Here is a 17,855-nt window from a genome sequence, read left to right on the forward strand (position 1 = left end):
GGACGAGCCCCGGCTTTCTGTTTTCGATCGTTACTCCAGCGGCTTCAGCCGCGCCTCGATCTGGGCTCGTTTCGGCTCCAGGAACGGCGGCAGCGAAAGGCTTTCGCCCAGCGTCTCCATCGGTTCGTCGACGGCAAAACCCGGTCCGTCGGTGGCGATCTCGAACAGCACGCCGTTCGGCTCGCGGAAATAGAGCGAACGGAAATAGTAGCGCTCGACCTCACCGCTCGACGGCAGGCGGAAGCCCTGCAGGCGCTCCGTCCACGCCGTCAGCGCATGCGTATCCGGCGCACGGAAGGCGACGTGATGCACGGCGCCGGCCCCTTGGCGGGCGATCGGCAGGCCCGGCTGAACGGCAACATGCAGCTCGGCCGCCGGACCACCCTCGCCCATCGAGAACACATGCACCTGGCCCTCGCCATCCGGCGACGGATAGCGTCTCGCTTCGGTCATGTTCATCACCTGAGTCAGCACCAATTCGGTATTGGTGATGTCAGGAACGCTGATGGTGATGGGCCCAAGACCCTTGATCTGGTGCTCGGCCGGGACCGGGCTTCTCTCCCAGGGGTGCGAAGGCGAAAGACCACCGTCGTCGATCAACCGGAAGCGCTGGCCTTCGCCGTCCTCGAAGTCGAGCGAGGTGCGCCCGTCGATTTCGCTCACGTCGCTGGCAGTCACCTTCATCTCGTCGAGGCGACCCTTCCACCAGCGAACGCTGTCGGCACTGCCGACGCGCAGGCCGGTGCGCGAGATGCTGTGCGTGCCGCGACCTTCGCTCCCGACCGGCCAGTCGAAGAAGGTCAGGTCAGTGCCGGGCGTCGCTTTGCCGTCGGCATAAAAGAGGTGATAGGCGGTGGTATCGTCCTGGTTGACGGTCTTCTTGACCAGGCGCAGGCCGAGAACCTTGGTGTAGAAGCGCAGGTTCTCCGGCGCGTTCGCGGTGATCGCGGTCAGATGGTGAATACCCGTCAGTTGCAAACTCATGATTGCCTCCAATGTGTGGCTTTTCCGTTGAGCACAATATGGGTCGGCGCTGCGATTGCGAAAGTAGACAATGACGAACGGAATGTTCTTCCGGAGTGAACGATCTCCGCCCGTCTCGGAGCATTTCCAGGAAAAGTGCGAAGCTGCTTTCCGTCAGGAAATGCGTAAACAAGGAGATAGAGCGTTTCCACGACTCCGCCCAAACCGGAAACGCTCTAAGCGCGGTTCAGGTCACCCAGGTAGGTATTCTCCATTCGCGAGATCGCGAAGCTCGCCGGATTGATGTCGGCGAAAATCAGCGTTTCGTGACCGGCGTCACCCTTTGCGAGCACCTGTCCGTCTGGCGATGCGATGCGCGACAGGCCGGCAAAGGAAAACAGCGGGTCGGAACCGCAATGGTTGATATAGGCGACGAAGACCTGGTTCTCGAACGCACGCGTCTGGATCATGTGATCGGTGATGAAGGTGCCCGACCATCCGGCCGGCAACGCCGTCGGCACCAGCACGGCTTCGGCGCCTGCCAATGCCAGCCTGCGGACATTCTCCGGAAACTCGACGTCGTAGCAGATCAGCATGCCGCAGGTGACGCCACGATGGACGAACAGCCCTGTCGACGGTTTCTCGGCCGTAAACAGCGTGCGCTCGTAGTTGCCGTAGAGATGCGATTTTCGGTAGACCGTCGGCGTCGCATCGCCATCGACATAGACGGCACTGTTATAGATGTCGTTGCCATCGAGCTCGGCAAAACCGGCGATCAGCGCGATGCCGTTTTCCCGCGATATTTGCGCCAGGCGCTGCACGATCGGCCCGTCCGCCGGCTCGGCGAGATCGCGGATCGCGTCCCCCGCGCCGTAGCCGGTAAGGCCGAGTTCTGGCGTCATTAGCAGCGTCGCCTCTTTCGCTGCCGCCTCCTTCGCCGCTCGCGCAAGGCGGTCGAGATTGGCGGCGACATCGCCGCAGACAGATTGCATCTGGAGAGCGGCGAGTTTCATCATTTTCCGTCCGACGACATGGCGCCCAGCAGCTTCGGCAGGTCACCGAAGCGGGCGACGAGACCGAAGATCACGGCTGCCGTGGTGACGAACAGGATCGTCACCGACGCCATCGTCGGCGTGTAGCCGTAGCGAAGCGCGTTGAAGATCTTGATCGGCAGCGTTTCCATGGTGAAGCCGACGGTCATATAGGCGACGATATATTCGTTGAGCGAGAGCACGAAGGCAAACGCATAGCCCGAGACGATATAGGGCAGGATCAGCGGCAAGACGATGGTGCGGAAGATCGTGCGTTCGTCGGCCCCCATCGTCGCGGCTGCCTCGACCAGCGATCGGTCGATCGAGGTGAAGCCGAGCGACAGCGTCACCAATGGCAGCGTCACGAAGAAGATCGCGTGGCTGACGACCGCCGTCCAGGGTTGGCCGTAGAAGCCGACCGTCGCCCAGAAAGTGAGCAGGCCCAGCGCCGTGATGACGGGCGGCAGCGTGAAGGGGGCGACGCCGAGCAGCTGGAAGATATTGGCCCAGGGCGCGATCCGCCGCCAGAGGAACCAGGCGAGCGGCAGCGCGATCGCAACCGCAAATGCCGCCGACAGCAGTGCCAGCGTGACGGAGGCGAAAAGCGCGCTGCGCCATTCGGGATTGAGGAAGATCTCGCCATACCAGGACAGCGAAAAGCCCTGCGGCGGAAAGGCGAGCGTCTGCTTGGCATTGACCGAGACACCGGCCACGACGATCAGCGGCAGCGCCAGGAAGAGCCCGATCAGGAAGAAATAGGCCTTGCGGAAGATCGTGGTCATGCCGCTTCTCCCTTGCGTCCGGCAATCACGGTCAGCGCCACGAGCCCGAGCGTCACCAGCACCAGGAACACCGCCATGGCCGCCGCGAAAGGCATGTTCGACTGGTAGATCGCCTGGTCGGTGATCAGCACCGACAGCGTCCAATGCTGCGGACGACCGAGCAGTTGCGGCAGCAGGTAGGAGCCGAGCGCAAAGATGAAGACCATGATCAGCGTTGCGGTAATGGTGTTTCTGAGCGCCGGCACGACGACGGTGAAGAAGGCCTTGAGCGGCGATGCGCCGAGCGTCCGGGCCGCTTCCGTCAGCGTTGGGTCAAGCCGCACAAGCGCAGGGAAGAGCACGAGCACCGTATAGGGGAAAGCCTGGTAGACCATGCCGGTCAACACCGCGCCGAAACTCGGCGTCAGCGCCTTCGCCTCGCTCATGATGCCGAGCGCCACCAGAATGTTGGTGATGCCGGCCGTGCGCGAAAACAGCGTCGACCAGGCAAAGCCGATGATGACTTCCGACAGCGACAGGATCGACAAGAGCGCCACCAGCCAGACCACCTGCACCTTTCGTCCCATCCGCGTCAGCATGTAGGTAAACGGCAACGCCAGCACGACGCAGCAGATCGCAACGGTAATCGCCAACAGGAGCGAGAAGCCGAGCACGCCGCCGAAGAAGGCGGAAAGGAAGCGCGCATAATTGTCGAAGACGAAGGCCGGCGTATAGAAGCCGCCCTGCTGGCGCTGGAAGAAGCTGACGGCGATCATGGTGCCGAAGGGCACGACGAAGAAGATGGTCAGCATCGCCGCGGGAAAGAGGAGCGGCGCGTAATCGCCAAGGGTTTGGGGCGGTTCGCGTCTCATTTCTTCAAGACCACGCAAACGTCAGGGGTAAGCGCGATGCCGACCTCCTGGCCGACGGTGACGTCCGGCCGGGCGCGCGGCGTCGAGACCGCGACGATCTGCCGGCCGGCAATGTCGACGAAGGTTTCGATCGTGCCGCCGAGATCGCGCACGAAGGTGACCTTGCCGGTCAATGCGCCGGCACCGGGCGCGGTCAGATGCACATCTTCAGGGCGAACCGACAGCGTGCCCTTGGAAGCGCCAGCCGGCAGAGAGAGACCGGCGATCGGCTGCCCCAGCACTTCGACACGGCCGGCACTGTCGGCCTGCAGTTCGAGAAGATTGGTCTGGCCGATGAAATCGGCGACGAAACTATCGGCCGGGCGACGGTAGATCTCGATCGGCGACGCCGCCTGGCGGATCTCGCCGCCATTCATGACGACGACCGTGTCGGCCATGGTCATCGCCTCGCGCTGATCGTGAGTGACGACAATGGTGGTGATGCCGAGCTTCTGCTGCAGCTGGCGCAGTTCCACCTGCATCGCCTCGCGCAGCTTGGCATCGAGTGCGGAGAGCGGCTCATCGAGAAGGAAAAGCTTGGGCGAGATCGCAAGCGCCCGGGCAATCGCGACACGCTGGCGCTGGCCGCCGGAGAGCTTGGCGACGGGCCTGTCGGCGTAGCCGGACAGGTGGATCATCGACAGCAGCTCGTCGACCCGCTTCTTCTGGTCTTCCTTTGCCGCACCGCGGATGCGCAAGGGATAGGCGATGTTCTCGCCGACGGTCAGATGCGGGAAAAGCGCCAGCGATTGAAACACCATGCCGAGATTGCGCTTGTGCGTCGGCACATGGGTGATGTCGTCGCCGTCGAGCTGGATCGCCCCGCCGGTCGGCAGGTCAAGGCCGGCGATCATGCGCAGAAGCGTGGTCTTGCCGCAGCCGGACGGGCCGAGCATGCAGACGAACGTCCCGTGCGGCACGTTGAGGTCGACATTGTTGACGGCTCTGAAGGATCCGAATTCCTTGACGACGTTTTGAAGGGCAAGTCCGGACATTGTCTCTCCGCGGGATAGGCCCCTCCCGATTGCGGGAGGGGTAGTAAGGGGAGATGAAGGCCATGCCCTCCCCTTCGTTTAAGCTCCGGCCCGCCCCGTGGATGGTGGCGGGCCAACTCTTGTCATCAGCCGACGATCAGCTCGGTCCACTTCTGGTTCAGCCAATCCGACTTGGTCTGGTAGAGGTCGTAGCGCGGCACGATCGGCTCGATGTCCGACGAAACGGATGCGAACTCCTTGTCCGTGAGGTCGGTGACTTCGCGCTGGACGGTCGGCGACGTCCCGACCTTGCGCGACAGCGTCGCCTGGATCGAAGGCTGGCACATGTAGTCGATGAAGATATGGGCTTCCTCGGACTTCTGCGACGCGCGCGACAGCGCCCAGCAACCGGAATCCTGGATGCCGCCTTCCTTCGGGAAGGTCGAGCGCACCGGATTGCCGTCGGCAGCGGCAAGACCGGTCACGTCGTGGTAGTACTGGCCCATCGGGATTTCGCCCGACTTCAGCGACTGCTCGAATTGCGCTTCGTCGCGATACCAGAGCCGAACGTTCGGTTTCACTTCGGCAAGCTTTTCGAAGGCCTTGAGAAGGCCCTCTTCGGTATCGAGCGCATTGGTGCCGCCCATGAAGGTCTTTGCCGTCACTTCGAGCAGGAAGGAGTTGGAGACCAGCGCCAACAGGCCCAGCTTGTCAGCGTTCGCCGGATCCCAGAAGGCGGACCAGGAGGTCGGCGCTTCCTTGTAGACATCGGTATTGGTCACCAGCGTGATGTACCAGGAGACGGCCCCGATACCAGCGATGCGGCCGTCCGGGTACTTGTTGACGAAGCGGTCGAGCAGGTTCGAGCCGTTCTTGATCTTCGCCATATCGATCGGCGTCCACAGATCGGTCGACTGGCCCTTGAGCATTGCCACCTGCGACATCATCGAAACGTCGGCCGGGGCCTGGCCGGCACGAGCGGCCTGCTCCAGCTGGACGAGCCAGGCTTCGCCGGTCGGCTCGGCGATCGATTCGATGGCGATACCCGTCGCCTTGGTGAATTCGGGGAAGATGTTCTTGTCAAACGAGGTTTTGAAATAGCCGCCGTAAACGCCGACCTTCAGCGACTTCTCCTGGGCGCGCAGCACCGAGGGCATGGCCAGCATCGAGGCGCCGGCAAGGCCAGCACCGAGCAGCGTGCGGCGCTTGATGGAAGTGGTGATCATCATCTGTCTCCTTTGTTTCGGCGGTGATCCGCCTTGTTCCCTGTTCTCTTTGATTTCTTGCACATTTTCGGTCTCAGTGCGCGGGCATTTTGCGCTCCAGCGTCCGTGCATATTGCGTCAGTGGATAACACAGCACGAAGAAGATCACCGCGACCAGCCCATAGACCGTGAAAGGTTCGAAGGTTGCATTATTGATCGCATTCGCAGTTCTGAGAAGCTCCTCGAAGCCGATGATCGACGTCAGCGCCGTGCTCTTGATAAGCTGGACGAGAAAGCCGACGGCCGGCGGCCGGGTGATCGCGAACGCCTGCGGCAGGATCACCAGACGCAGTTCCTGCAGGCGGTGCAGCCCGAGGCTGGCGCCGGCATCCCATTGACCGAGTGGCAGCGCTTCGACGCCGCCGCGCCAGATCTCGGCGAGATAGGCGCTGGCATAGAAGGTCAGCCCCAGTGCCGCGGCAGTCCACGGTTCGATGCGAAAGCCGAGCATCGGCAGGCCGAAGAACATCAGGAACAGTTGCATCAGCAGCGGCGTGCCCTGAAAGAGCGCGATGTAGCCCGAGCCGAAACGGCGCAGCCACGTCTGTTTCGATATGCGCGCGAACAGGATCATGAGGCCGACGGCGGCCCCGCCGGCAAAGGCGACGAGGGACAGAAGCAGCGTCCAGCGGGTGGCGAACACCAGGTTGCGCAGGATGTCCCAGAAGGTGAATTCGATCATGACACGCCCGCTCCGAGCATCCGCCGGCCGCTGGCGACGAACAGACGGCGGATCGCCATCGACAGGCCGAGATAGATCAGTGTGACGACGAAATAGGTCTCGAACGAACGGAAGGTTCGCGCCTGCAGCAGGTCGGCCTCATGGGCAAGCTCCCGCACCGCGATCTGCGAAACGACGGCCGATTCCAGCATCATGATGATCACCTGGCTGACGAGCGCCGGAAAGATGACCTTCAGCGCCTGCGGCAGGATGATCTTGACGAACACTTGGCGTCGCCTGAGGCCGAGTGCAAACGCCGCCTCACCCTGGCCCTTCGGCACGGCATCGAGCCCGGCGCCGACGATCTCCGTGGTGTAGGCCGCCATGTTGAGCGTCATCGCCAGGATCGCGGCGACGATCGGATCGAGCCGGATGCCGATGCTCGGCAGACCGAAGAAGATGAAGAACAACTGCACCAGAAACGGCGTGTTGCGGATCACTTCGACATAGACGGCAACCGCCTTGCGCAAGACGCCGTAGCGGCTGCGGCGGGCGGCGGCAAAGAGAATGCTGATCAAAATGCCGAGCACCGTCGTGCAGGCGATCAGAAAGAGCGTCATCGCGGCGCCATGGGCGATTGCGCCCGCGGCGTCCCGAAGCCACCCGAAATCGAGGCCGTAACCCATCGTCGCAACCTTCCCCCGAAAAGCCCACGGAGACGCATGTCCCCGTGGGCGTCAAGTACTGATTAGTCCTTGAGGTTTTCGGGGTTGAGCGACGTCTTCAGCCAGGCCTCGGAGCTGGCGTTCAGCTTGCCGTCGGCAAGCATCTTGGCGACGGCGTCGTTGACGGCCGTCTTCAGGCCTTCCTCGTTCTTGTTGAGGCCGATATGCGAGGGCGAGGTCAAGAGCTGGAACTTCTGCTCCGGCTTCAGCGCTTCCTGGCGGGCAAGCACCTGCGCGCCGACGTCGTTGCCGACGACCATCAGCTGGGTCTGGCCGGAGATGAATGCCTGGATCACGGCATTGTAGTTGTCGAAGCGCTGAATCTCAGCCGTCGACGGCGCCGCCTCGGTCAGCGAGGTATCTTCGAGCGTGCCGCGGTTGACGGCGATCGTCTTGTCGGCCAGGTCATCCTTGCCAGCCACTTTGAGTTCGGCCGGACCGATGACGGCGATGTAGTAAGGCGCGTAAGCCGCAGCGAAGTCGATCACCTCCGCCCGTTCCTTCGAGAAGCCGACGCTCATCAGGATGTCGACACGCTTGTCGTTGAGATAGGGAATGCGGTTCTGGCCGGTGACGCTGACCAGGTTGAGCTTGACGCCGAGGCCGTCGGCAATCTGCTGGGCGACATCGACGTCATATCCCTTGATGCTCATATCGGCACTGGCCGAGGAGAAGGGCGGGAAGTCCGAGAAGATGCCGACATTGATCTGGCCCGCCGACTTGATGTCGGCCAGCGCGTCGGCACGCGCGATACCGGTTGCCGCGCCCAGCATCAGAGCGGCGGCGAATGCTGCTTTCATCGTCTTGTGAATTGTCATTGTCGTTCCCCTGTCCGGAAGCATTGTTGGTTGTGGCATTTGTTGGCCGGCCGCCGCTTCCAGTCCGGCAGCCGACAATCTTTTTCTCAGGCGTCAGGCGGACTTGCCGGTAACGGCCGGGCTGAAGACCATGAGGCTGAGTATCTCGAACAGAACCTGGGCGCCGGCATGCGCCGTGTTGGTCGTCGAGTCATACTGCGGCGCGACCTCGACGACGTCGCCGCCAACCAGGTTGACGCCCTTGAAGCCGCGGATCAGTTCCAGCACTTCGCGGGTGGTGAGGCCGCCGACCTCAGGCGTGCCGGTGCCCGGCGCAAAGCTCGGATCGAGGCTGTCGATGTCGAAGGAGAGATAGGTCGGGCCGTCGCCGACAATCTTCTTCGCCTTCTCGATGATCGCGGGAATGCCGAGACCGGTCACTTCCTCCGCATGGATGACGGTCATGCCGGACTCGTAGGAGAACTCCCAGAGATATTCGGCCGAGCCGCGGATGCCGATCTGCACCACGCGGGTCGGGTCGAGCACGCCGTCGAGCACCGCGTTGCGGAACGGACCGCCGTGGTGGAACTTGGTGAGGTCATAGGCGCCGCCGGTGTCGCAATGGGCATCGATATGGATCATGCCGACCGGCTTCTTCTTGCCGACGGCCTTCAGGATCGGATGGGTGATCGAATGGTCGCCACCGACCGACAGCGGAATGACGCCGGCATCGACGATCTGGTTAAAGCGCTTTTCGATGTCCTCGTGGCTGAGTTCCAGCCGGTAGCGGCTCTGGAACGGCACGTCGCCGATGTCGGCAACACGCAGTTCGTGAACCGGCGCGCAGCCGAGCACGTGGTTGTAGGGGCCGATGCGCTCGATCGAACGCAACGCCCGCGGTCCGAAGCGCGAACCCGGACGGTTGGTGACGCCGAGATCCATCGGAATGCCGACGATCGCGACCTGCAGATTGCCGAAATCAGGCTCGTCGGCATCGACAGCCATATGCGGCGCGGTCAGGAATGTCGGGATGCCGGAATAGGGCGCAAGGCGCGTGCCGCTCTTGGTGAAGATCTTGTCGGCGACGCGGCGGAAAGTCGGGTCGAACAGTTCGCCGCCATGGCTCTCGCCGTATTTCGCCTTGAGTTCGCCAAGCTTCTTTTCGTCCCAGGCCATCCTTACAAACCTCCGTCATGTCAGCCGGGGAATGCGCACAAAGGCGCCACAGATCATTATCTGCGGATGGGGCCGGTTCTCTCCGGCGCAATCATGTTCCCCAGGCTTTTTTTGCCCTTGTTGACCAGCATTAGGTGACAAATCCTCTGGAAAATCAATTGACATTGTTATAGCGTTTCGTGTGAGAAAAATTCACATAACAACAGCCCGCCGGAACTGACCTCCTTGTCCAGCCGCCTGCCGCCTTTGAACCCCTTGCGCGCCTTCGAGGCAACGGCGCGCCGTGGCTCCGTGTCGGCTGCCGCGCGCGAACTGAACGTGACGCATGGCGCCATCAGCCACCAGATCCGCGCGCTCGAACTGTCGATCAACGCCACGCTGTTCGAGCGCGGCGGCAAGCGGCTGAAACTGACGCCGCAGGGCGCCCTGCTGCTGCCGGCCGTCACCCATGCGTTTGCCGAGATCGCTGCGGCGACAGCGGCCATGACGCGCCCGACGACCAGCGGCGAATTGCGCATCACCTGCGTTCCCGCCCTGCTCTCCTTCTGGCTGATCCCGCGTCTGCATCTCTTCACCGAGCAGTTTCCCGACGTGCGCCTGACCCTGATCGCCTCCAATGACGCCGCCTATCTCGATGCGTCCGATGTCGACGTCTGCCTGATCTACGGCGACGGCAACTGGCCTGGCTGCTGGTCGAAGCTCTGGAGCCGGCTGGAACTGTTCCCGGTGGTCAGCCCGACATTGCTGAACATGCGGCCGTTGCGCTCCGTGCGCGACCTGCGCGACCATGTGATGCTGCATGGCGACGACGGCCGCGAATGGAACACCTGGCTGGCGGCAGCCGACGCCAGCGACCTGCAGCGCGGCCGCCAGCATTTCATGAGCGATGCGCGGCTTTCGACCGAAGCGGCGCTGCACAATCAGGGTGTCGCGCTCGGCGACACCATCACCGCCGGCAGCCTGATCGCGCGCGGCGAACTGATCGCGCCTTTCGACCTGACGGTTCCGGCCAACGACGCCTTTTACGTCGCCTGCCGCAACGAGGTACTGGCCGCGCCGATCGTGCGCATCTTCATCGACTGGATGTTCTCGGCGCTGGAAAACGACCCGATGCCGGAACTCCAGACTTCGGCGCGCACGATTATTCGCAGCCGAGCCTCGAAATCCGATCCGACAGACCGTAAATCGGTAAACGACGGTTTTCAGCCGGTTTCAGCCCCGGCCCGTGGCCGGCGGCTGGACCGCCCACAGAAACGCAAGAACAAAGCCTGAGACATAGGAACACCCGCCATGCCGCATTTCAATCCGCTCGTCGAAAAGCTCTCGCCGCCGCCCGTGCCGTCGGTGCTTGCCTGGGCGAAAAGCTATGATGGCGCCCGCGGGCCGCTGATCGACCTGTCGCAGGCGGTGCCCGGCTATCCGGCGCACCCGGACATGCTGGCATGGCTCGGCGAAGCGGCGGCATCGACTGCCTATACCGGCTATGGCGCGATCGAGGGCGAAGCCGTGCTGCGCGAGGCCTATGCCGCGCATGTGGCAAGCCTTTATGGCTCTGCGATCACGGCCGACAACATCCACATCACCTCGGGCTGCAACCAGGCCTTCATCTGTGCCGCAATGGCGATCGCCGCGGCCGGCGATACGATCCTGATGACCAACCCCTATTACTTCAACCAGGAAACGACGCTGGCCATGCTCGGCATCAATGTCGAACTGGTGCCCTGCGATGCCGGTGCCGGTTTCCTGCCGGAGGTGGACGCAATCGCGGCAACGCTGCGCCCGGGTATCCGCGCGCTTGCGCTCGTGTCGCCGAACAATCCGACCGGTGCGATCTATCCGCCCGAGCTTCTGTCGCGCATTCACGACGTCTGCCGCGCCAACGGTACCTGGCTGATTCTCGACGAAACCTACCGCGACTTCCTGCCCGACGCCGCCGCGGCCCCACACGAATTGCTGCAGGCGCAAGGATGGCAGGACAGTTTCATCGGCCTCTACAGCTTCTCGAAATCCTTCTGCATTCCGGGCCATCGTCTCGGCGCGATCACGGCCGGGCCAGCGCTCGTGGAGCAGGTCACCAAGATCATGGACAACCTGCAGATCTGCGCACCCCGCTCGGCCCAGGCCGCGGTCGCCAAAGCTATTCCCGCGCTTGCCGATTGGCGCCTTGGCAATCGCGCCGAAATCGCCACGCGTGCCGATGCGCTGCGCGATGTCATGAGCCGGCTGCCGCAATGGAAGCTACAGGCGATCGGTGCCTACTTCGCCTATGTCAGGCATCCGTTCCCGGATATCGATTCGCAGTTCGTTGCCGAGAAACTGGCGAAACTCGCCGGCGTCGTCTGCCTGCCGGGCGACTATTTCGGCGAGGGCCAGGAAAATTACCTGCGCTTTGCCTTTGCCAATGCCGACGCCGACACGATCCGCCAGCTGGAAGAGCGGCTCGCCGACTTCAACCTCCCCGGCCTGTAGTGGCGTCTAACCGCGGCGGGCGATCAGGATGCCGACGAGCACGATCGCCCCGCCGATCGCCTGCATCAGCCCGACAGGCTCGGAAAGCAGGATCCAGGCGAGGATCGCAGCGACGACGGGCTGCAGCAGCAGCGTCAGCGACGAGAAGGCTGGCGGCAGGTAGGCAAGCGCATAAGTGATCGCGACCTGCCCGCCCGCATGGCTGACAAAAGCCAGACCGAACAGCATCGACCAGCCGAAGAGGGTCGGAGGCAACAATGTCGGCTCGGAGAGAAGCACGATCGGCAGCATGCAGATGGCGGCCGATGCCGTGCTCCAGACCATGATCCGGATGGTGCTGAACAGGCTACGCAGCCGGCCGATCGCCAGAATGTAGCCGGCATAAAACATCGCTGCGACGACGGCGACGCCATCACCCAGCAGATCACCGTCGCCAAGCGCCATCGGCCCGCCCTTGAGGATGACCACGCCGGCGACCGCCGTCACGAGGCCGGCGGCGAAGACGCCGCTGATGCGCGCGCGGAAAAGCAGCCAACTTGCGAGCGTCACGAAAACAGGCGCAAGGTTGGCAAGCAGCGTAGCGTTGGCAACCGACGTCTTGGTCAGCGCATAGTGCCAGGCGGCAAGGTCGATCGCGAGGAAGACACCCGGCAGCACCAGCAGCGCATATTCCGAGAGCCGCTCGGGCCGCCGGTCCGATGCCGGCGCCCCGCGAAACCACGACCAGGCGAGCAGAGGAAGCAGCGCCAGCGCCACACGCCAGAAGGCAGTCGCCATCGGCCCGACCTCGGACAGCCGCACGAAGATCGGCGAGCCGCCGATCGCAGCCCCGCCGATCAGGAGAGCGGCCATGGCAAGGCGGTTACGGGAAGAGGCGGTGGCGGGCGCTGAGGTCACGGCAATGTCCGGCTATCTGCTGGCGGGCGATCATGGCACCCGTGACAAGGCAGCTAGCAGAAGAGCGACATCGGCGACAGTCGCAATAAATCGCCCGATGCAACAAAGACGGCCGCCATGCGGAAACACGGCGGCCGCCAGATGGTTCTGTTGCGCCTCGTCGGCGCAATGCTTCGTCTCGTCAGGCGGCGTCGGGAATATGCACCGTCTTGACCTCGAGGAAATCCTCAAGGCCGAACATGCCGCCTTCCCGACCATTGCCGGACTGCTTGTAGCCGCCAAACGGGCTGCCGTAACGATGCGGCCCACCGTTGATGTGAACCATGCCGGCGCGCAGCCGCGAAGCCACCCGCTCCGCCCGCTTGGGGTCACCGGTCTGCACATAGGCGGCAAGGCCGTAGTTGGTGTCGTTGGCGATGGCGATCGCCTCCTCCTCAGTATCGAAGGGGATAATCGCCAGCACCGGGCCGAACACTTCCTCGCGGGCGATGCGCATGGTGTTGTTGACGTCGGCAAAAATGGTCGGCTTGACGAAGTAGCCGGTTTCGAAGCCCTCCGGCTTGCCGGCACCGCCGACGACAAGACGCGCGCCTTCGGCAATGCCGGCCTCAATCAGCGCCTGGACGCGGCCGAACTGGACGTCGCTCACCAGCGGTCCGATATGGCTGCCCTCCTTGGTCGGATCGCCGACCTCGGCTCCACGACCGACGCGGCCGGCGATCTCGACGACCTTGTCGTAGACGCTGCGCTCGACCAGCATGCGCGTCGGCGCATCGCAGGACTGGCCGGAATTGTTGAAGCACTCGAACACGCTTCCGGTCACCCGGTCTTCGAGGTCGGCATCGGCAAAGACGATGTTCGGCGACTTGCCGCCGAGTTCGAGCGTCACGCGCTTGACCGTTTCGGCGGCATCCTTGCTGACGGCGATGCCGGCGCGGGTCGAACCGGTAAACGACATCATGTCGATGTCCCGGTGCTTCGACAGCGCCGCTCCGGCATGGATGCCGTCGCCGTTGACAAGGTTGAAGACGCCGGCAGGGAAACCGGCCTCATCGATCATTTCGGCATAGAGCATGGCGTTGAGCGGGGTGAATTCGCTCGGCTTCAGCACGCAGGTTGAGCCGGTCGCAAGTGCGGGAACGACCTTGAGCGCGATCTGGTTGATCGGCCAGTTCCAGGGCGTGATCAGGCCGCAGACACCGATCGGCTCGCGCAGGATCACGTCGCCGTTCGGCAGCGTGTCGCGCGTCTTCAGCCGCTTCAGCGCATCGATGAAGCCCTGCAGATGACCGACGCCGACGTCCGCCTGCTGCTCGCGCGTCATCGTCGTCGGCGCACCGAGCTCCATGGTGATGGTCGCGACCATTTCGTCATAGCGGCGCTTGTAGATCGCCAGCAGCTTTTCAAGCAGCGCCAGCCGCTCGTCGACGCTGCTGCGGCTATAGGTGGCGAAGGCCTTTTTCGCGGCGGCGACGGCGCGATCGATGTCCGCAGCGGTCCCCATCGAGATCACCGCAACCGCCTTCTCGGTCGCCGGGTTCAGCACCTCCAGATCGTTCGGCGCGATCGGGTCGACCCATTGGCCATCGATATAAAACTTCCTCTTGTCGAGCATGCGCTCCTCCTTCCCGTCAGATTGTCTTTTCTTTCTTCGCGAGCCAGTCCTTGATGAGCGCGCGGTAGCGCTCGCCTGAAAAGCTCGGAAAATGTCCGCCATGGACGATACGCGCCGGAATGCGCAGCAACCGTTCCATCGACGCCAGATAGTCGTCGGCATTGGCGTGGTAGGTATCCTCGATCAACGGCCCGTCGTAGAGGATGTCTCCGGAAAAGAGCACGCCGGTCTTCTCTTCCCAAAGAGCGATGCCGCCGGGCGAATGGCCGGGCGTATGGATCACCTCGAAGCGGCGATCGCCGAGATCGATATGGTCGCCATCGGCAAGAACGATGGTCGCCGGCGCAGCCTTCACCGCATAGGTGGTCGAGGCATAGGGCTCGGGCGGCAGCGCCTCGAAGATCTCGTCGGCGACATAGGGATCGGCGAGCGTGTTGGCACGCGTCGGATGCGCCAGCAGTTCGGCCTCCGCCGCATGCACTGCCCGGCAATCGAATTCGTGATGGCAGCCGATATGGTCGAAATGCGTATGGCTGGCGACGGCGGTCAGCTTGCGCTCGGTGACCAGCGGCACCCACTCGCGCAAGGACACGACCCCCATGCCGCTATCGACCAGCATGTCGCGGTCGCGCCCGCGCACATGCCACATGTTGCAACGGTAGAACTCCTGGATGAAGGGTTCGCAGATGTAGGTGACATCGTCGTCGAGACGTTTCACCGCATACCAGTCTTTCGGAGCAATTCGCCGCATGTTGCTAAAGGGTTCCGCTTGCCGCCGGTAAGGCTACGACGTCGGCAGCCCGCACCGCAAGGGGGATGATCTCGCCGTCGCGCACGTCGGAGGATTGCGGCAGGTGCGCCACCAGCGCGTCGCCGTCGGTCGCGCAAGGCTGGAGATGGCAACGGTAGTGGGTGCCGAAGAAGGCGCTGCCGGCGACGCGCGCATCGCCGAGCGTGAACATCGGATCATCCGATTTGTCCGCGCCGCGAAAATGCTCCGGCCGGATGGTGAGCGTGATCGCGTCGCCGGCCTTCGGCGCTGCAGCGGTGAAGTTGGCGGCGGGAAGCGCCAGGTTGCCGAGCGATGTTTCGACCTCGGCCGACGATGCGTCGGCGGCCCGCACCCGGCCGGAGACGAAGTTGACCTCGCCCATGAAGCCCGCCGAAAACAGCGACCGCGGCCGCATGTAGATCTGCGACGGCGGACCGAAATCCTCGATCCGCCCCTGGTTCATGACGACGATCCGGTCGGCGATCGCCATCGCCTCCTCCTGGTCGTGGGTCACATGGACGAAAGTGGTGCCAACCCGCTTCTGGATCGCCTTCAACTCATCCTGCATCTGCCGGCGAAGCTTCAGATCCAGGGCGCCGAGGGGCTCGTCGAGCAGCAGCACTTCGGGATCGACCGCAAGGGCGCGGGCAAGAGCCACCCGCTGGCGCTGTCCGCCGGAGAGTTCGTGCGGCCGCTTGCCGGCGGACGCCTTGAGGCCGACGAGATCGAGAAAACCGAGCGCCTTTTTGTCCCGCTCGGCCTTGCCGAGACCGCGCATCCGGAGCCCGAAGCCGACATTGTCGACAAGCCGCATATGCGGGAACAGCGCATAGTCCTGAAACATCGTCGTCGTCGGGCGTTTGGCCGGCGTCACGAAGGTCATGTCGCGATCGCCGATCACGACGCGGCCGGAGCTTGGCGACAGGAACCCGCCGAGAATGGAAAGGAGCGTGGTCTTGCCGCAGCCCGACGGGCCGAGCAGAACGATGAACTCTCCTGCTCGGATGTCGAGCGAAACCTTGTCCAGCGCCTTGAAGTGCCCGAACGTCTTGCTGACGTTTTCGATCGAGACGGGAGCGGTCATTGTTTCTTCGTCCTTCCGAACAGGGAAAACTCCAGGATCAGCAGCAGCGCCACCGAGGCAAGAAAGACCAGCGAGCCGATCGCATTGGTCTTGGGGTTGAGGCCGGAGCGCAGCATGCTCCAGATCTCGACGGGCAGGGTCACGTCGAAGCGCGACAGCAGAAAAGCGATGATGAACTCGTCCCAGCTGAAGGTCACCGACAGGAAGAAGGCGGCCAGGATCGAGGGCATCAGCATCGGCGCGGTGACCAGCGTCATGACCTTGAAATCGCTAGCGCCCAGGTCGCGTGCCGCCCGCTCGATGTTGATCTGGTGATCGCCCATCGAGGCATAGATGATCGCAAAGCAGAGCGGCAGGTTGATCACCACGTGACCGATGCCGACCGTCAGAAGCGACAGCGGCATATGCAGCGCGTTGAGCAGCGCCAGCAGCCCGAGCGCGATGATGAGATAGCTGACCGTCATCGGCGCGATCAGCAGGCCCCTTTGCAAGGCCGAGCCCGGCAGCTTGTAGCGCGCCAGCGAATAGGCGGCGAGAAAGCCGAGCACGCAGGAGACCACGGATGAAGAGATCGCGACCAGCATCGAATTGCCGAGCGCCGCCATCAGCTTGCGGTCGACGAAGACCGCCTCGTACCACTGGGTGGAAAAGCCGTTGAACGGCGGCACCGGCAGCCGCCCGTCCTGGAAGGAGAACAGCACGAGCACCGCCACCGGAAGGAAGATGAAGGCGTAGACGAGAGCAAGGTAGGCCCAGGACACACCACTGACGAGAATTCTGCGCAGCATCAGGCCCTCTCGATCTTCAGCCAACGGGCGCACAGCACGTAGGCGGCGGTGACGGCCAGCATCAGAATGATCGACAGCGCCGCTGCCATCGGAAAATCGGCGCGCCGGCCCAGTTGCAGCATGATGATCTGCGGCAGCACCAGCTCGTTGTTGCCGCCGAGGATCTGCGGCGTGACGTAGTCGCCGATGCAAAGCACGAAGGTGAGAAATGCACCGGTCATGATACCGGGCAATGTCAGCGGCAAGACCACGTGCCAGAAAGTCTGGAAGGCGTTGGCGCCAAGGTCGGCGGCCGCGCGGCGATAGTTCGGCGAGAGCTGGATCAGGTTCGAATAGATGGTCAGCGTCAAAAGCATGATGAAGAAGTGCACGAAGCCGATCACCGTCGCCGTTCGCGTGCTGGCGATCTCCAGCGGCTCGGCTATCAGCCCCAGACCCGTCAGCATCTGGTTGATGACGCCATTCTTCGACAGCACCAGCAGCCAGGAATAGGAGCGGACGACATAGGAGGTCCAGAACGGCAGGATTGCCAGGATCAGAGCCAGGCGCTGAAACCGCTTCGGCACGCGCTCGGCAATGATCCAAGCGAGCGGATAGGCAAGCAGCACCGAAAGCACCGTGACGATGACAGTGATTTCCAGCGAATTGACCAGGCCCTGCAACAGGGCGCTCTCGGAGAAGAAGCGCAGATAATTGTCGAGATTCCAGACGCGGACAATCTCCCGCCCCTCGCGCTTCCAGAGGCTCATCGCCGCCATGAACAGGAAAGGAACAACGAAGAAGGCGAGCGTCCACAAAAGCGCAGGGGCGGCAAAGCCCCAGGCTTTCCGGCGGTCGGCATCTTCGAGCGTTGTCGCAGTCATGAAAGCTCCAGATTTGAGCGCCCACCATGACAAGGATGATGGGCGCAGTTCAACAACCCGCCGGACGGTGGGGCGGCGATCGGGCTGCCCCACGGATGAACGC

The 17,855-nt window shown here is 63.3% G+C and carries 18 protein-coding genes; 2 read left to right on the plus strand and 16 right to left on the minus strand.

Annotation, left to right across the window (positions count from 1 at the left end):
• Positions 1–30: 30 nt before the first annotated feature.
• From BC363_RS19820 to speB, 10 genes are all read right to left on the minus strand, one after another.
• Complete coding sequence (locus tag BC363_RS19820) at positions 31–984, minus strand: ring-cleaving dioxygenase (protein ID WP_065783683.1); 954 nt, start codon at positions 982–984, stop codon at positions 31–33.
• Positions 985–1,199: 215 nt separating this feature from the next.
• Positions 1,200–1,979, minus strand: coding sequence for a carbon-nitrogen hydrolase family protein (locus BC363_RS19825; RefSeq protein WP_065783653.1), 780 nt, complete (start codon positions 1,977–1,979; stop codon positions 1,200–1,202).
• Positions 1,976–2,776, minus strand: a complete 801-nt coding sequence (locus tag BC363_RS19830; protein WP_065783652.1) for an ABC transporter permease — start codon at positions 2,774–2,776, stop codon at positions 1,976–1,978. Before BC363_RS19830 ends, BC363_RS19825 begins: the two co-directional genes overlap by 4 nt.
• Entirely contained in the window at positions 2,773–3,627 is an 855-nt protein-coding gene (locus BC363_RS19835; RefSeq protein WP_065783651.1) for an ABC transporter permease, read from the minus strand. The genes BC363_RS19830 and BC363_RS19835 overlap by 4 nt, the downstream gene beginning before the upstream one ends.
• Positions 3,624–4,661, minus strand: coding sequence for an ABC transporter ATP-binding protein (locus BC363_RS19840; protein WP_065783650.1), 1,038 nt, complete (start codon positions 4,659–4,661; stop codon positions 3,624–3,626). Before BC363_RS19840 ends, BC363_RS19835 begins: the two co-directional genes overlap by 4 nt.
• 125 nt (positions 4,662–4,786) lie before the next feature.
• Positions 4,787–5,866, minus strand: coding sequence for an ABC transporter substrate-binding protein (locus tag BC363_RS19845; RefSeq protein WP_065783681.1), 1,080 nt, complete (start codon positions 5,864–5,866; stop codon positions 4,787–4,789).
• A gap of 73 nt (positions 5,867–5,939) precedes the next feature.
• Entirely contained in the window at positions 5,940–6,587 is a 648-nt protein-coding gene (locus BC363_RS19850; RefSeq protein WP_065783649.1) for an amino acid ABC transporter permease, read from the minus strand.
• Positions 6,584–7,252 (minus strand): amino acid ABC transporter permease, encoded by a 669-nt coding sequence (locus tag BC363_RS19855; protein WP_065783648.1) that lies wholly within the window; start codon positions 7,250–7,252, stop codon positions 6,584–6,586. Before BC363_RS19855 ends, BC363_RS19850 begins: the two co-directional genes overlap by 4 nt.
• A gap of 62 nt (positions 7,253–7,314) precedes the next feature.
• Positions 7,315–8,109 carry a transporter substrate-binding domain-containing protein gene (locus tag BC363_RS19860; protein WP_065783647.1) on the minus strand — a complete coding sequence of 265 codons (795 nt, stop codon included), beginning with the start codon at positions 8,107–8,109 and terminating at the stop codon, positions 7,315–7,317.
• A gap of 93 nt (positions 8,110–8,202) precedes the next feature.
• Positions 8,203–9,264, minus strand: coding sequence for an agmatinase (speB, locus tag BC363_RS19865; protein ID WP_065783646.1), 1,062 nt, complete (start codon positions 9,262–9,264; stop codon positions 8,203–8,205).
• A 225-nt stretch (positions 9,265–9,489) separates the two neighbouring features.
• Between speB and BC363_RS19870 the strand changes: the two genes are divergently transcribed.
• Complete coding sequence (locus BC363_RS19870) at positions 9,490–10,536, plus strand: LysR substrate-binding domain-containing protein (RefSeq protein ID WP_065783645.1); 1,047 nt, start codon at positions 9,490–9,492, stop codon at positions 10,534–10,536.
• An 18-nt stretch (positions 10,537–10,554) separates the two neighbouring features.
• Positions 10,555–11,733, plus strand: a complete 1,179-nt coding sequence (locus BC363_RS19875) for an aminotransferase (RefSeq protein ID WP_065783644.1) — start codon at positions 10,555–10,557, stop codon at positions 11,731–11,733.
• Positions 11,734–11,739: 6 nt separating this feature from the next.
• On the opposite strand, the gene BC363_RS19880 is transcribed toward BC363_RS19875, so the two are convergent.
• The 6 genes from BC363_RS19880 to BC363_RS19905 all read right to left on the minus strand — a co-directional run bounded on the left by BC363_RS19880 (position 11,740) and on the right by BC363_RS19905 (position 17,752).
• Positions 11,740–12,585, minus strand: a complete 846-nt coding sequence (locus BC363_RS19880) for a DMT family transporter (protein ID WP_065796761.1) — start codon at positions 12,583–12,585, stop codon at positions 11,740–11,742.
• 226 nt (positions 12,586–12,811) lie between these two features.
• Positions 12,812–14,245, minus strand: coding sequence for an aldehyde dehydrogenase family protein (locus tag BC363_RS19885; protein WP_065783642.1), 1,434 nt, complete (start codon positions 14,243–14,245; stop codon positions 12,812–12,814).
• A gap of 16 nt (positions 14,246–14,261) precedes the next feature.
• Positions 14,262–14,996: an MBL fold metallo-hydrolase gene (locus tag BC363_RS19890; RefSeq protein WP_065783641.1), complete on the minus strand. Its 735-nt coding sequence runs from the start codon at positions 14,994–14,996 to the stop codon at positions 14,262–14,264.
• A gap of 4 nt (positions 14,997–15,000) precedes the next feature.
• Entirely contained in the window at positions 15,001–16,101 is a 1,101-nt protein-coding gene (locus tag BC363_RS19895) for an ABC transporter ATP-binding protein (RefSeq protein ID WP_065783640.1), read from the minus strand.
• Entirely contained in the window at positions 16,098–16,889 is a 792-nt protein-coding gene (locus BC363_RS19900) for an ABC transporter permease (RefSeq protein WP_065783639.1), read from the minus strand. Before BC363_RS19900 ends, BC363_RS19895 begins: the two co-directional genes overlap by 4 nt.
• Complete coding sequence (locus BC363_RS19905) at positions 16,889–17,752, minus strand: ABC transporter permease (protein WP_065783638.1); 864 nt, start codon at positions 17,750–17,752, stop codon at positions 16,889–16,891. Before BC363_RS19905 ends, BC363_RS19900 begins: the two co-directional genes overlap by 1 nt.
• Positions 17,753–17,855 lie beyond the last annotated feature (103 nt).

Source organism: Ensifer sp. LC384 (assembly GCF_001695865.1).
In the GTDB taxonomy this organism is placed as follows: domain Bacteria; phylum Pseudomonadota; class Alphaproteobacteria; order Rhizobiales; family Rhizobiaceae; genus Ensifer.